Annotated in this window: 16 protein-coding genes; 7 read left to right on the plus strand and 9 right to left on the minus strand. The window is 63.5% G+C overall.

Annotation, left to right across the window (positions count from 1 at the left end):
* Positions 1-100: 100 nt before the first annotated feature.
* Positions 101-1,168, plus strand: a complete 1,068-nt coding sequence (locus ACOSV0_RS05025; RefSeq protein WP_434109136.1) for a LacI family DNA-binding transcriptional regulator — start codon at positions 101-103, stop codon at positions 1,166-1,168.
* A gap of 68 nt (positions 1,169-1,236) precedes the next feature.
* On the opposite strand, the gene rng is transcribed toward ACOSV0_RS05025, so the two are convergent.
* The 9 genes from rng to upp form a co-directional block, all read right to left on the minus strand.
* The gene (rng, locus tag ACOSV0_RS05030; RefSeq protein ID WP_434109137.1) at positions 1,237-2,706 is read right to left on the minus strand and encodes a ribonuclease G; all 1,470 of its coding nucleotides are present in this window, start codon (positions 2,704-2,706) and stop codon (positions 1,237-1,239) included.
* A 9-nt stretch (positions 2,707-2,715) separates the two neighbouring features.
* Positions 2,716-3,345: a Maf family protein gene (locus ACOSV0_RS05035; protein ID WP_434109139.1), complete on the minus strand. Its 630-nt coding sequence runs from the start codon at positions 3,343-3,345 to the stop codon at positions 2,716-2,718.
* 225 nt (positions 3,346-3,570) lie between these two features.
* Positions 3,571-4,041, minus strand: a complete 471-nt coding sequence (rlmH, locus tag ACOSV0_RS05040) for a 23S rRNA (pseudouridine(1915)-N(3))-methyltransferase RlmH (protein ID WP_093639533.1) — start codon at positions 4,039-4,041, stop codon at positions 3,571-3,573.
* Positions 4,042-4,140: 99 nt separating this feature from the next.
* The gene (rsfS, locus tag ACOSV0_RS05045; protein ID WP_434109141.1) at positions 4,141-4,596 is read right to left on the minus strand and encodes a ribosome silencing factor; all 456 of its coding nucleotides are present in this window, start codon (positions 4,594-4,596) and stop codon (positions 4,141-4,143) included.
* Positions 4,597-4,600: 4 nt separating this feature from the next.
* Positions 4,601-5,329: a nicotinate-nucleotide adenylyltransferase gene (locus ACOSV0_RS05050; RefSeq protein WP_434110167.1), complete on the minus strand. Its 729-nt coding sequence runs from the start codon at positions 5,327-5,329 to the stop codon at positions 4,601-4,603.
* Positions 5,330-5,378: 49 nt separating this feature from the next.
* Positions 5,379-6,302, minus strand: a complete 924-nt coding sequence (gene hemF / locus ACOSV0_RS05055; RefSeq protein WP_434109143.1) for an oxygen-dependent coproporphyrinogen oxidase — start codon at positions 6,300-6,302, stop codon at positions 5,379-5,381.
* A 232-nt stretch (positions 6,303-6,534) separates the two neighbouring features.
* The gene (gene purD / locus ACOSV0_RS05060; RefSeq protein ID WP_434109144.1) at positions 6,535-7,833 is read right to left on the minus strand and encodes a phosphoribosylamine--glycine ligase; all 1,299 of its coding nucleotides are present in this window, start codon (positions 7,831-7,833) and stop codon (positions 6,535-6,537) included.
* A 274-nt stretch (positions 7,834-8,107) separates the two neighbouring features.
* Positions 8,108-8,836: a YebC/PmpR family DNA-binding transcriptional regulator gene (locus tag ACOSV0_RS05065; protein ID WP_434109145.1), complete on the minus strand. Its 729-nt coding sequence runs from the start codon at positions 8,834-8,836 to the stop codon at positions 8,108-8,110.
* Between the two features lie 439 nt (positions 8,837-9,275).
* Complete coding sequence (gene upp, locus ACOSV0_RS05070; RefSeq protein WP_434109146.1) at positions 9,276-9,926, minus strand: uracil phosphoribosyltransferase; 651 nt, start codon at positions 9,924-9,926, stop codon at positions 9,276-9,278.
* 236 nt (positions 9,927-10,162) lie between these two features.
* Between upp and ACOSV0_RS05075 the strand changes: the two genes are divergently transcribed.
* The 6 genes from ACOSV0_RS05075 (at position 10,163) to kdpA (ending at position 14,636) form a co-directional block, all read left to right on the plus strand.
* Positions 10,163-10,945, plus strand: coding sequence for an SDR family oxidoreductase (locus ACOSV0_RS05075; protein WP_434109147.1), 783 nt, complete (start codon positions 10,163-10,165; stop codon positions 10,943-10,945).
* Positions 10,946-11,043: 98 nt separating this feature from the next.
* Complete coding sequence (locus tag ACOSV0_RS05080; protein WP_434109149.1) at positions 11,044-11,433, plus strand: methylglyoxal synthase; 390 nt, start codon at positions 11,044-11,046, stop codon at positions 11,431-11,433.
* Positions 11,434-11,486: 53 nt separating this feature from the next.
* On the plus strand, positions 11,487-12,461 hold the full coding sequence (locus ACOSV0_RS05085; protein ID WP_434110169.1) for a quinone oxidoreductase family protein: 975 nt from the start codon (positions 11,487-11,489) through the stop codon (positions 12,459-12,461).
* A gap of 170 nt (positions 12,462-12,631) precedes the next feature.
* A complete protein-coding gene (locus ACOSV0_RS05090; RefSeq protein WP_120345708.1) occupies positions 12,632-12,745 on the plus strand; it encodes a potassium ABC transporter ATPase in 114 nt (37 codons plus the stop codon).
* On the plus strand, positions 12,742-12,834 hold the full coding sequence (gene kdpF, locus ACOSV0_RS05095) for a K(+)-transporting ATPase subunit F (RefSeq protein WP_011487462.1): 93 nt from the start codon (positions 12,742-12,744) through the stop codon (positions 12,832-12,834). Before ACOSV0_RS05090 ends, kdpF begins: the two co-directional genes overlap by 4 nt.
* A complete protein-coding gene (kdpA, locus tag ACOSV0_RS05100) occupies positions 12,831-14,636 on the plus strand; it encodes a potassium-transporting ATPase subunit KdpA (RefSeq protein WP_434109150.1) in 1,806 nt (601 codons plus the stop codon). Before kdpF ends, kdpA begins: the two co-directional genes overlap by 4 nt.
* Positions 14,637-14,702 lie beyond the last annotated feature (66 nt).

Raw genomic sequence — 14,702 nt, forward strand, 5'->3', positions numbered from 1 at the left:
CCGGCGATGGATTCGTACCGCCTGAAGCGCGTGCCTACCCGCAGCGGACGGCGGGCCGCAGTCTACAATAGCCGCGATACCTAACTCCAGTCACTGAGCCATGCCGAATCACAAGCCGACCGACGCCAGCCCTGACGTGCCGGAAGCGGCGACGGCGCCCGCGAAACGCTTGCGAGGCGGCCCCAAGGGCCTGCGCATTACAGACGTCGCCGCACAGGCGGGCGTCGCGCCGATTACGGTATCGCGGGTCTTCAACAGTCCTGAGACGGTCGCGCCTGAGACGCTCGAACGGGTGCGGCAAGTGGTGCAAAAGCTCGGCTATGTGCCCAATCGTCTCGCGGGCGGCTTGTCGTCGTCACGCTCGCGTCTGATTGCGGCGATCGTGCCCACCATCGCCCACTCGCTGTTTTCCGAAACGATCCAGGTGTTCAGCGAGACGATGTCGCGTGCCGGTTACCAGGTGCTGCTGGCCTTGAGCGGCTACAGCGATTCGAGCGAAGAGGCGTTGCTCGACGCGGTGCTGAGCCGGCGTCCGGAAGGCGTGTTGCTGACCGGTGTCGCGCACGCCGATTCTTTGCGCGAGCGCTTGCGCAATGTGGGCATGCCGATCGTCGAAACGTGGGACATGACCGAGACGCCGATCGACATGCTGGTGGGCTTTTCGCACTATCAGGTCGGCGTGGCGGTGGCTGAGCATTTTCTGGCGCGTAACGTGCGGACGCCGGGCCTGGTCTCAGCGAACGACGACCGCGCGCTCGCGCGGCGGGCCGGTTTTCGCGAGCGTCTCGCGCAAGCGGGTATCGACGGGATCGCCGAAGTGCTGGTGTCGCCCCCGAGTTCGGTTGCTGTCGGCAAGGCGGCATTGCCGACGCTGATCGACCAGGCGCCGAACCTCGACGCGGTGTTCTGCGGTTCGGACCTGCTCGCTATCGGCGTGCTCGGCGCGGCCAAACGCATGGGGATGGACATGCCGTCGCAACTTTCTATTTGCGGTTTCGGCGACCTCGAATTCGCGACTGAAACCACGCCGCAATTGACTACTGTGCGAGTCGACGGCACGCGCATCGGACTGACGGCCGCGCGATGTTTGCTGGACCGGTTAGCTGGTGTCGACAAGACCCGGGTGACGGATGTCGGGTTTCATATTGTTGAGCGTGAGACGGGCTGACGCGGTTGCGCTTGCCCTCGCTGGATCAAGCGCATCTGGCATGCCGATGAAGGCAGGGATTTTGCCGATTACATAAGCACGATATCGTACTGCTCCTGGCTCAAATTCGACTCCACCTGTAACGACACGGGCTTGCCGATGAAATCGATCAGCATCGCCAGATGCTGCGATTCTTCCTCCAGGAAAAGATCGATCACCTGCTGCGACGCCACCACGCGGAACTCGCGCGGATTGAACTGCCGTGATTCACGCAGAATCTCGCGCAGCACGTCGTAGCACACCGTGCGCGACGTCTTGACCTGCCCCTTGCCCTGGCACACCGGGCAGGGCTCGCACAGCACATGCGCCAGCGATTCGCGCGTGCGCTTGCGCGTCATCTCCACCAGACCCAGCTGCGAGAAACCATTCACCGTCACGCGCGTGCGATCGCGCGACAACGCCTTCTTCAACTCGCCGAGCACCTGATCGCGATGCTCGACGTTTTCCATATCGATGAAGTCGATGATGATCACGCCGCCCAGATTGCGCAGCCGCAATTGCCGCGCGATCGTGTGCGCGGCTTCGAGGTTGGTCTTGAAGATCGTATCGTCGAAGTTGCGCGCGCCGACGTAACCACCGGTGTTGACGTCGATGGTGGTCATCGCTTCGGTCTGGTCGATCACCAGATAGCCGCCCGATTTCAGATCGACCCGGCGTGACAAGGCGCGCTGGATTTCCGCCTCGATGTTGTACAGATCGAAGAGCGGCCGCTCGCCGGTGTAGTGATGCAGCTTCGACGACACCGCCGGCGTGAATTCCGCCGCGAAGTCGGCAAGCATCTGATAGGTCTCGCGCGAATCGACCTGAATACGCGAGGTCTCGTCGTTGACGAAATCGCGCAGCACACGCTGCGCGAGATTCAGGTCCTGATACAGCAGGCTGGTCGGCGGCATACGCTGACCTTGCGAGATGATGGTCGCCCACGTCTTGCGCAGATACGCCACGTCACCGGCCAACTCTTCGCTGCTCGCATCTTCAGCGATGGTGCGCACAATGTAGCCGCCTTTTTCATCGGCAGGCAGCACGGCGGTCAAACGCGCGCGCACGGCCTCGCGTTCGGCTTCGCTCTCGATCTTCTGCGAGATGCCGATGTGCGGCTCCTGCGGCAGATACACGAGCGTGCGCCCGGCGATACTCACTTGCGTGGACAGCCTTGCGCCCTTGGTGCCGATCGGATCCTTCACGACCTGAACCATCAACGTCTGACCTTCGAAGACGATCTTTTCAATCGGCTGATGCGGCGTCTGATGCTGCGGCTCGCCGGCAATGCGCGGATGCCAGATATCCGCTACGTGCAGGAACGCGGCGCGTTCCAGACCGATGTCGATGAAGGCGGATTGCATGCCCGGCAACACGCGGACGACTTTGCCGAGATAGACATTGCCGACGCGTCCTCGCGACAGCGTTCGTTCGACGTGAAGTTCCTGGACGGCGCCTTGCTGGACTAGCGCGACTCGCGTTTCCTGCGGCGTGACATTGATCAGGATTTCTTCATTCATGGTGTTGTTTTAGAAGTCGATGCTCGCTGCACGCAGGAGGGCAGCGGTTTCAAAAAGCGGCAAACCCATGATACCTGAATAGGACCCGTCGATATGTTCGACAAACTCCGCGGCGCGTCCCTGCACGCCATACGCGCCCGCCTTGCCGAGCGGCTCGCCGCTTGCGGCATAGCGGCGCACGGCGTCCGCGTGCAGTGCAGCAAAACGCACCTTCGATACCGATAGCGCAGCAGGCAGCAACGTGCCTTCCGCATCGACCACCGCGACGGCTGTCAACACTTCGTGGGCGCGGCCCGCGAGACGCGTGAGCATCGCGACGGCATCGGCGGCGTCGACGGGTTTGCCGAGGATCGCGTCGTCGATCGTGACGGTTGTGTCGGCCACCAGGATCGGCCGCGCGGCATGGCCGCCTGCCACGAGACGCGCGCGTGCGGCGTGCGCCTTGGCGATGCACACGCGCTGCACGTAGTCGCGTGCGCGTTCGCCGGGCAGTTCGACTTCGAGCGCTTCGGCATCTTCGTCGGGACGCGGCAGCAGCAATTCGAAACGTACGCCGAGCTGTTGCAGCAACTCCTGACGGCGTGGGCTTTGCGAAGCGAGGTAGACGAACGGATGTAGCGAAGCAGCGGGCGTTGGCATGAACAGGTCTCGATGAAACGGTTGCTGGCGATGTTTCGCGGATTGCACGTGAACGCCAGGTGCGTGCGCTGCGTTCGAACGGCATGCGCTCACGTGCAAAGGCATCGGATGAAAAACATCGAATGGAAGCGCCGATCAGCGGATCGGCCCTCAGCGGCGCCGCGCGAAACACGGCGACGAGCAACGAGAGGCTGGATCACGCGATCTGTCAGCCGCCTCGTTCGCTCACACGCGGTGATAGGGGTGATTTTGCGTGATGGTCCACGCGCGGTAAAGCTGTTCGGCGAGCAGCACGCGCACCATGGCGTGCGGCAGGGTCAGGCTGGAAACGCGCAACAGCATATCGGCGCGTGCTTTCAGATCGGGATCGAGTCCGTCGGCGCCGCCGATCAGAAACGCCACGTCGCGGCCGTCCTGCTGCCAGCCGGGCAGCGCGCCGGCGAGCTGCATCGTGGTCCAGTCCTTGCCACGCTCATCGAGCGCGACAATGCGCGCGTTCTTCGGCAACGCGGCTTCGATTTTCTGCCGCTCGGCCGCCATCACGCTTTCGGCCGGCCGTCCCGACGAACGCTGCTCGGGCTTGATCTCGCGCAACTCGATGCGCAGCTCGGGTGGCATGCGTTTCGCGTATTCGTCGAAGCCGGTGGCGATCCAGTCCGGCATCTTGTGGCCGACGGCGAGGATGTGCAGTTTCATGACGGATGTAATCAGGGGCGCAAGCGCAGCAATCGCTGCAATCGCGGACGCAAGCGCTTGCCATGCGTCGCAGACTTCAGCGGTTTGCCGGCCACAACCTTACTTGCGGCGTACCGGCGTCTTGCGTGCGGTTTTCTTCGCAGCCGGCGCTTCGTCCTCTTCTTCCTCGTCGTCCGGCTCGCTCACGCTGGCGCCGCCGAACGGATTCGGCGTGGACAGCTTGATGCGCACCGGCTTGTCGCCCCAGATCTCTTCGAGGTTGTAGTACTGGCGCAGCGCCGGTTGCAGGATGTGCACGATCGCGTCGCCGCAATCGACCAGCACCCATTCGCCGACGTCTTCACCTTCGGTGCTGACCACGTCGCCACCGTTTTCCTTGACGCTTTCGCGCACGCTCGAAGCGAGTGCCTTGGTCTGGCGGTTCGAGGTGCCGGAGGCGACGATCACGCGATCGAACAGGGCGGTCAGGTGGCTGGTGTTGAACACCTTGATGTCTTGCGCTTTGACGTCTTCGAGAGCGTCGACGATCACGCGTTGCAGTTTGCGAATATCCATGGGGTTACCGGTGGTACAGATGATGTTGAAGAATATAGTCCCACACCGCGGTGGGGACATGGCTTGCGGCCCGGGCCTGGCTCTTGTCCTGCGGTTCGCCGCCCGCGAGGGCAAGCCGCTGGGTCACCTGTTCGCGCAGATGCGCGCGAATGTCGGTGGCCGAGACGTTGAACGCAAGCGTCGTATCGATCAGCAAGTGGCCGCAGGGGGTGGCTTGCAGAACGTCGGCGCGGGCACGGCGCGCGTCGATTTCTTTCGCGACCACGGGCGGAATCGACGCGAGGTCGAAACCGGGGCGCGTGGCCGCGCAAATATGGGCAAACTCGAACAGGCGCCGCCAGTCGCGCCATGTGTCGAGATGCACCAGTTGATCCGCGCCGATCAGAAGCGCAATCGACGCATCCTGACCTTCGCGTTCACGCCATAACTGCAGCGTGTCGATGGTGTACGTCGGACCGTCGTGTTCAATTTCGTCGGTTGCGACCCGCACGGTCACGCCCGGCAGCACCAATGCGCCGGCGGCGGCCCGGGTCATGGCCAGCCGGTGAACAGCCGCTGACACGTCGGTTTTTTGCCACGGCTGGCCGGCCGGCAGCAGCACCAGTTCGGTCAGGTTCAGCACCTCGGCGAAACGCCGCGCGAGCGCGAGATGGCCGTCGTGGATCGGATCGAATGTGCCGCCGAGCAGTCCGATCCGGCGAGGCAAGGCGACAGGATGAGCGTTCGGCTTCAGGTGAAAATCCTTTGCGTGGTCACGTGGAGTACGGTGTGGGCTTAAAGCCTCACACCCACTCGCGCGGCACGAGAAAATCGCTGTAAAGACGCGCTTCCGGCGTGCCGGGCCCGGGCTGCCAGTTGTAGCGCCAGTTCACCACAGGCGGCATCGACATCAGAATCGATTCGGTGCGTCCGCCGCTCTGCAGCCCAAACAGTGTGCCACGGTCGAAGACCAGATTGAACTCGACGTAGCGGCCGCGCCGGTATGCCTGGAATTCCCGCTCGGCTTCGCCGTACGGAATGTTGCGGCGCTTTTCGATGATCGGCAGATACGCTTTGAGGAATCCTTCGCCGACGCTTTTCAGCATCGCAAAGGATTGATCGAAGCCCGGCGCCGAGAAATCGTCGAAGAAAATCCCGCCGATGCCACGCGGTTCGTTGCGGTGCTTGAGGAAGAAATACTCGTCGCACCAGCGCTTGAAACTCGGGTAGAGGTCGGCGCCATAAGGCTGCAGCGCATCGCGGCACACCCGGTGGAAATGCTGCGCGTCTTCCTCGTAGCCATAGTACGGCGTCAGGTCCATGCCGCCGCCGAACCAGAACACCGGTTCTTCGCCGGCCTTGGTCGCGATCAGCAGACGCACGTTCATATGCACGGTCGGGCAGTGCGGATTGTGCGGGTGCAGCACGAGCGAGACGCCCATGGCTTCGAAACCGCGGCCGGCCAGTTGCGGGCGCGCGGCGCTCGCCGAACCCGGCAGCGCGTCGCCCGCTACGTCCGAAAAGCCGATGCCGGCTCTCTCGAAGAAATTGCCGCCTTCCAGAATCCGCGTGCAGCCGCCGCCGCGCAGCTTTTCGCCGGGGGCGCGCTGCCATGCGTCGGTCGCGAACGGCTTACCGTCGAACGCGCCGAGCGTGTCCGCGATATGCGTTTGCAGGCCTTGCAGCCAGCTGCGCACGGCCTGTGCGTCATAGCTCGAATCGGTCATGAGTGCAGATGCTGAGGGCGGCACGCTCGTCGTGCCGCGGGTTCTTCGTGAAGGGCGAGGGCCGGGCTTCGCCTGGGGTATCCCTGCGAAGACGCGGCGCTACGGTTATTCGCGCCGGGTGAAATACCGATCAACCGGGGGCAGCCCACGTGGTGCGGTGGGCGCCGCGACAGCCGCGAAAACCCGCAGTGTAGCGCCGTTGGCGCCGCACGCGGGCAAGTGGGGGTAGGGCTTACTGCTTGCCTTCGCTCTTGGCGTCGTGCTTGCGGTTCAAGGCGCGGTAACCGATGTCGCGGCGATATTGCATGCCGTCGAACGAGATCTGGTTGATCGTTTCGTACGCGACCGATTGAGCGCTGCGCACCGAATCCGCCAGACCGACCACACACAATACGCGGCCGCCCGAGGTGGTCAGCTTGCCGTCCGACAGCGTTGTGCCCGCGTGGAACGTGACCGAATCCGCGGTTTCAGCCGGGATATCGCTGATCCGGTCACCCTTGCGCGGCGTGTCCGGATAGTTGTGCGCGGCGAGCACCACGCCAAGCGCGGTGCGGCGGTCCCATTCGAGTTCGATCGTGTTGAGCGTGCCGGCGATGGCCTGCTCGACCACCTTCGAAAAGTCGCCCTTCAGGCGCGCCATGATCGGCTGCGTCTCCGGGTCGCCCATCCGGCAGTTGAATTCGAGCGTTTTCGGGTTGCCTTGCGCGTCGATCATCAGGCCGGCGTACAGAAAGCCGGTGAAGCGGATGCCTTCTTTCTCCATGCCGCGCACGGTCGGCTGGATGATTTCGCGCATCACGCGTGCATGCAGTTGCGGCGTGACGATCGGCGCGGGCGAGTAGGCGCCCATGCCGCCGGTGTTCGGACCCTGGTCGGCGTCGAGCAGGCGCTTGTGATCCTGGCTCGAAGCGAGCGCCAGCACGTGCTTGCCGTCCACCATCACGATGAAGCTGGCTTCCTCGCCCGCGAGGAATTCCTCGATCACGACGCGCGCGCCGGCGTCGCCCAGCTTGTTGTCCGACAGCATCATGTCGACGGCTGCGTGCGCTTCTTCCAGCGTTTGCGCAACCACGACGCCCTTGCCGGCGGCGAGGCCGTCGGCCTTGATCACGATCGGCGCGCCCTTGGCGTCCAGATACGCGTGCGCGGCGGCGACGTCGGCGAAGGTTTCGTATTCGGCGGTCGGGATCGCGTGGCGCTTCATGAACGCCTTGGCGAAATCTTTCGAACTCTCGAGCTGGGCGGCTTCCTTGCTCGGCCCGAAAATCTTCAGACCGCGCGAGCGGAACAGGTTGACGATACCCGCGGCGAGCGGCCCTTCCGGCCCGACCAGCGTGAAGGCGATCTGTTCTTTCTCGACGAAATCGGCGAGTTCGGCCGGATCGGTGATGTCGATATTGCGCAGACGCTCGTCCTGGGCGGTGCCGCCATTGCCGGGAGCAACGTAGACGAGCTGGACCCGTGGCGATTGCGCGAGCTTCCATGCGAGCGCATGTTCGCGACCGCCGGAACCGACGACGAGTAACTTCATGTGAATCCCCGAGACTTAAAAACCATAAACGGCTGAAGCATCACGCCCAGCCGTGGAATAACAGCGAGGTTTGCAATGGGCCCGCAGCCAGGCAGCGGCGCAGGGCACATAGCGAACCCGGGTGGCGGCAATGTGGAAGGGCATAAATCGATGCCCGATCAACGCCCAACCAATGCCCAACCAACGCCCGCTCAACTGCAACGCGAGGGCCAACCGGCGGCGCGGGCGTGGTTCGACGAAGCAAACTCACGCGCGAGGCACCGCCGGAGCACGCTCATTCGTCGGCGATCGCGGCGTTTGTATAGACTTCCTGCACGTCGTCCAGACTTTCCAGCGCGTCGAGCAGCTTCTGCATTTTCACGGCGTCTTCGCCCGTGAATTCGACTTCCGTCTGAGGTTTCATCGTCACCTCGGCCAACTCGGCCTTGAAGCCCGCGGCTTCAAGCGCGGTCTTCACCTTCGGGAAATCGTTCGGCGGGCACAGCACTTCGATACTGCCGTCTTCGTTCGTGACGACGTCTTCGGCGCCGGCTTCGAGCGCGGCTTCCATCAGCTTGTCTTCCGGCGTGCCGGGCGCGAACAGGAACTGGCCGACGTGATCGAACATGAACGACACCGAGCCGTCCGTGCCCATGTTGCCGCCGTTCTTCGAGAACGCGTGACGCACGTCCGCCACCGTACGGGTGCGGTTGTCGGTCATGGTGTCCACGATCACTGCCGCGCCGCCGATGCCGTAGCCTTCGTAGCGGATTTCTTCGTAGTTTGCGCCATCGACACCGCCCACACCGCGCTGGATCGCACGGTTGACGTTATCTTTCGGCATGTTGGCGTCGTACGCCTTTTCGACGGCGAGCCGCAGACGCGGGTTCGAGTCGATGTCGCCGCCACCCATGCGGGCCGCCACCTGAATTTCCTTGATGAGCCGCGTCCAGACCTTGCCGCGCTTGGCGTCCGCCGCTGCTTTTTTATGCTTGATGTTGGCCCATTTCGAATGACCCGCCATACTTTTCTCCGTCGCGCGCGCCAGTGGGGCGCACGCATAGTGCAATTGTCGTTGCGATGTCGGGCGCGCGGCGCTGCTGATTGCGGCCTTGCGCCTCGATGTCAAACCGCTCGGCGCCGGACCGCCCGGTGTCAGGCTTTCCTCAGCTTGATCGCGCCCGGCCGGTCCGGCTGGCGGGACCAAAGGTCGGCAGCGCGGTTGGGGCGGGGCAGGACGGTCAGCGGGCGGCTCAGCGGCGCTCAGATGCGCCGGTCCCGGCAGACCCGGCGTAGAGGCGTGATGCACCGCGTGGCAGTGCAAGTCGAGCCGCTCTTTGAGCGGATTCGAATTTTATCACGGCGCAGGGGTGCGGCAGAGGAGAGCTTAGTCGGAAATCGCGTGGAAATTGAGCGGTGGCGGCGTGTTGCGCGCGCCTCCACCGCGTTTTTTCAGCCCGCTGTCAGTTTTTCGTGCCGAACAGGCGGTCGCCGGCGTCGCCGAGACCCGGCACGATGTACGCGTGCTCGTTCAGGTGCGAATCGAGCGACGCCACGTACAGCTTGACGTCCGGATGCGCGTCCTGGAACACCTGCACGCCTTCCGGGGCCGCCACCAGCGCGAGGAACAGGATGTTCTCGCCGCGCACGTTGCGGCGCTTGAGGACGTCCACTGCGTGGACGGCGGAGTAACCGGTCGCGACCATCGGATCGCACAGAATGAACACGCGGTCTTCCAGATCCGGCAGGCGCACCAGATACTCGACCGGGCGGTGGTCCTCGGCGCGATACACGCCGATGTGGCCCACACGCGCCGACGGCACCAGCTCCAGCAGGCCGTCCGACATGCCGATGCCGGCCCGCAGTACGGGCACGATCGCCAGTTTCTTGCCGGCGATCACCGGCGCGTCGATCTCGACCAGCGGCGTGGTGAGGCGGCGCGTGGTCATCGGCAGGTTGCGGGTGATTTCGTAGCCCATCAGCAGCGTGATTTCGCGCAGCAGTTCGCGGAACGTGCGGGTCGAGGTGTCCCGGTCGCGCATATGCGAGAGCTTGTGCTGGATCAGCGGGTGATCGAGGATGAAAAGATTGGGAAAACGGCTGTCCTGGGTCATGGCGGGGGCGCAAGCGGCGGCTAGAGGGATCGGTTTGGCGGTCCGCACGGCCTGAGACCGGCGGGCGGACGCGCCACGGCGCAAGTTTACCGAAAGAGTGGCGCCGGAAGATACCGGAGATTGCAGTGGCCCGGCACAGTCCGGCACCGATTCTTCTAGAATCGGGGGAAACTTTGCCAGGATCGGGCAAACGCGGGACCATCCCCGCGCCACGACTACGTCATGAGGATAGATACATGGACATGGGAATCGCAGGACGCACCGCGCTGGTTTGCGCGGCCAGCAAGGGTCTGGGGCGCGGCTGCGCGGAAGCGCTGGCCGCCGAAGGCGTCAACCTGACGATCGTCGCGCGCACGGCCGAGACCCTGGAGGCGACCGCCGCCGAGATCCGCAAGCAGAGCGGCGTCGAGGTGAAAACGGTGGCGTGCGATATCACCACGCCCGAAGGACGTGCCGCGGCGCTCGCCGCCTGTCCGCAGCCGGACATTCTGGTCAACAACGCGGGCGGCCCGCCGCCGGGCGACTTTCGCAACTTCACGCACGAAGACTGGATTCGCGCGCTGGAGAGCAACATGTTGACGCCGATCGAACTGATCCGCGCGACCGTCGACGGGATGAGCGAGCGTGGCTTTGGGCGCATCGTCAACATCACGAGCTCGGCGGTCAAGGCGCCGATCGACGTGCTCGGCCTGTCCAACGGGGCGCGCTCCGGGCTGACCGGCTTCGTGGCGGGTCTCGCGCGCAGCAAGGTGGCGTCTTCGGGCGTGACGATCAACAACCTGCTGCCCGGCCTGTTCGACACCGATCGCATTGCCACCACTTTCGCGGCGCAGGCCAAGGCGCAAAACATTTCCGTCGACGACGCACGCAAGCAGCGCATGAAGACGATTCCCGCCGGCCGTTTCGGCAATCGCGATGAGTTCGGCCGCGCCTGTGCGTTCCTGTGCAGCGTGCATGCCGGCTACATCACCGGGCAGAACTGGCTGATCGACGGCGGCACTTACCCAGGTACGTTCTGAGCGGCCAGGTATTGAGGCACCGGCGCAGCACCGACGCAGCACCGGCCTCACCATCACTACAACAACGACATTCACAACGGTTTCAGGAGTCTTACGTCATGACCACCCGCATTGCGCTGATTGCGCACGATCACAAGAAAGACGATATCGTCAAACTGGCCGGCGAATACGTCGATACGCTCAGGCGCTGCGAGATCGTCGCGACCGGTACGACCGGCACGCGCATCGGTGACGCGCATGGCCTCACGGTCGAGCGGATGTTGTCCGGCCCGCATGGTGGCGACTTGCAGATCGGCGCGCAACTCGCGGAAGGGCGGGTGGACATGGTGATTTTCCTGCGCGACCCGATGACGCCGCAGCCGCACGAACCGGACATCAACGCACTGGTACGCGCCTGCGACGTTCACAACATTCCGTGCGCCACCAATATTTCGACCGCGCGCATGATTCTCGACGTGCTGGCCTTGCGCCTCGGGCAGCAGGTCTGAACCGGCGCGGTGGCGCTTCACGATCAGGCTGAATCACACATCAAGGAGACATGATGGTCAAAGCAATCCGATTCGACAAAACCGGTGGCCCGGAGGTCATGAAATGGGTCGACGTCGAAGTGGGCGAGCCGGGAACGGGCGAGATTCGCATCAAGCAGACTGCGGTGGGCCTGAACTATATCGACGTATATTTCCGCACGGGTTTGTATCCGCTGCCGTTGCCCGGTGGCCTCGGCATGGAAGCGGCCGGTGAAATCACGGCGGTCGGTGCGGGCGTGACCGGCCTGAAGGCAGGCGACCGCGTGGCATACGTGGCGCGTCCGCCAGGCGCCTACACCCAGGAGCGTGTGCTGCCGGCGGCGCAAGTCGTCAAGGTGCCGGACGCGGTGAGCGACGAGCAGGCGGCCTCCGTCATGCTGCAAGGCTTGACCGCGCAATACCTGCTGCGCCGTACCTATCCGGTGAAGGCCGGCGATACGATTTTGATCCAGGCCGCGGCCGGCGGCGTCGGCCTGCTGGCTTGCCAATGGGCGAAAGCGCTGGGCGCGACGGTGATCGGCACGGTGGGTTCCGACGAGAAAGCCGAGATCGCCAAGGCACACGGTTGCGATCATGCGATTGTTTATACGCGCGAAAACTTCACCAAGCGCGTGCGCGAAATCACCAACGGCGCGGGCGTGCCGGTGGTGTACGACTCGATCGGTAAAGACACGTTTACGGGCTCGCTCGACTGCCTCGCGCCGCTCGGCATGTTCGTGAGCTTCGGCAATGCGTCGGGACCGTTGCCGCCGATCGATTCATCGGAATTTGCCGGACGCGGTTCGCTGTTTTTTACGCGCCCCACGCTGTTTACCTATATCGCCAAGCGCGGCGACTACGAGGCGATGTCCGCCGAACTGTTCGACATGCTGGTGTCGGGCAAGGTGAAGGCGAGCATCAATCAACGCTACGCGCTGGCAGATGCCGGTAAGGCGCACGCGGATCTCGAAGGGCGCCGCACTACGGGTTCGACGATTCTGCTGCCGTAAGGCGTCTGGCGCCAATCCATACCCCATTGGCACAAGGCCGTTCCATCCCATGATGGAACGGCCTTTTCCGTTTACGCGATTTTTACACCCCGTCTCGGATCTTTGACCAGCCCTTTACGCGCTTCGGCATAACGTTGCACCTATCCAAAGTCCGTGAATGGGGAATAAAAATGGATGTGCTGTATGTCGGGGGGCTGGTGCTGTTTTCCGCGCTGACCTTTGCGTTGATCGCCGGCTGCGAAAAGTTGATGCAGTTCCGGCGCGGCCAGGGAGCGCGCTCATGAACTGGATTCTCTGGTTGTCGGGCGCGGCGACCGCGCTGCTGTTTGTGTACCTGGTCTATGCGCTGTTGCGCGCGGAGGACATTGAATGAACTCGAACAATGTCCTGCAAGCGGGCTTTTTCATCGTCGTGCTGCTGGCGGCCGCGGTGCCGATGGCCCGCTATCTGAGCAACGTGATGGACGGCAGCTCGCGCGTGGTTCGCTTCGGCGGCCCGATCGAGCGGTTGCTGTATCGCATCGCGGGCGTCGATCCGTCGACGGAAATGGGCTGGAAGCACTACGCGATCGCCACGATCGCGTTCAACGCGCTTGGCGCGCTGTTCCTTTACGTGTTGCTGCGTGTACAAGGCTGGCTGCCGGGCAATCCGCAGCAGTTCGGTCCGATGACCGTGGACGGCGCATTCAATACAGCGATCAGCTTCGTGACCAATACGAACTGGCAGGATTACACGCCCGAGCAGACCGTCGGCTATCTGACGCAGATGCTCGGCTTCACCGTGCAGAACTTCTTCTCGGCCGCCACCGGCATCGTGGTGGTGATCGCGCTGATTCGCGGCTTCGCGCGTCACACCGCGCAAACCATCGGCAACTTCTGGGTCGACCTGACGCGTGTGACGCTCTACGTGTTGCTGCCGATGTCGGCGATCATCGCTGCGTTGCTGATGAGTCAGGGTGTGATCCAGAACTTCAAGTCGTATCAGGACGTGCCGACGTTGCAAACCACGACGTACGCCGCCCCGAAGCTCGATGCACAAGGCAATCCGGTGAAGGACGCCAAGGGCAATCCGGTAACGGTCGATACGCAGGTGAAGACGCAGACCATCGCGATGGGCCCGGTTGCTTCGCAGGAAGCGATCAAGATGCTCGGCACCAATGGTGGAGGTTTCTTTAACGGTAACTCGGCGCATCCGTACGAAAACCCGACGCCGTTCTCGAACTTCGTGCAGATCTTCTCGATCCTGATCATTCCTGCGGCATTGGCGCTCGTATTCGGCCGCATGATCATGGACCGCAAGCAGGGCGTGGCCGTGCTCGCGGCGATGACGATCGCTTTCGGCGCATGCGTGTTCGGCGAAATCGGCGCCGAGCAATCGGGTAATCCGGCCTTGACCGCGTTGCACGTCGATCAATCGGCGAATGCGATGCAGTCGGGCGGCAATGCGGAAGGCAAGGAAACGCGCTTCGGTATTGCGCAGTCGGGCATCTTCACGGTGGCGACCACGGCGGCTTCGTGCGGCGCGGTAGCGAATACGCACGACTCGCTGACGCCGATCGGCGGCCTCTATCCGATGCTGTTGATGCAACTCGGCGAAGTGATCTTCGGCGGCGTGGGTTCCGGTATGTACGGCATGCTCGTGTTCGCCCTGCTGGCCGTGTTCGTGGCAGGCCTGATGATCGGCCGCACGCCTGAATACGTCGGCAAGAAGATTGAGGCGTACGAGATGAAGATGGTGTCGATCGTGGTGCTGCTTACGCCGCTGCTGGTGCTGGTGGGCACGTCGATCGCGGTGCTGACCGAGGCGGGCAAAGCGGGTATCGCTAACCCCGGCGCGCACGGTTTCTCTGAAATTCTTTACGCGTTCAGCTCGGCTGCGAATAACAACGGCAGTGCGTTTGCCGGCCTGACGGTGAGCACGCCGTTCTACAACTGGCTCACGGCGATCGCGATGTGGTTCGGCCGCTTCGGCTCGATCATCCCGGTGCTGGCGATTGCCGGTTCGCTGGCATCGAAGAAGCGCATTGGTGTGACGGGCGGCACGTTGCCGACTCACGGCCCGCTGTTCGTCGTGCTGCTGCTCGGCACGGTGTTGCTGGTCGGCGCGCTGACTTATGTGCCCGCGCTTGCGCTCGGACCTGGTGTCGAACATCTGATGATGATGGGTGCCCATTGAGGCGGCCCATCGGGATGACACAGGCGACCAGCGAGTGAACACGCGCAAACGGGAAATTCGAGGATT

Origin of the sequence: Paraburkholderia caffeinilytica (assembly GCF_051027425.1) — a bacterium.
GTDB lineage: Bacteria > Pseudomonadota > Gammaproteobacteria > Burkholderiales > Burkholderiaceae > Paraburkholderia > Paraburkholderia caffeinilytica_A.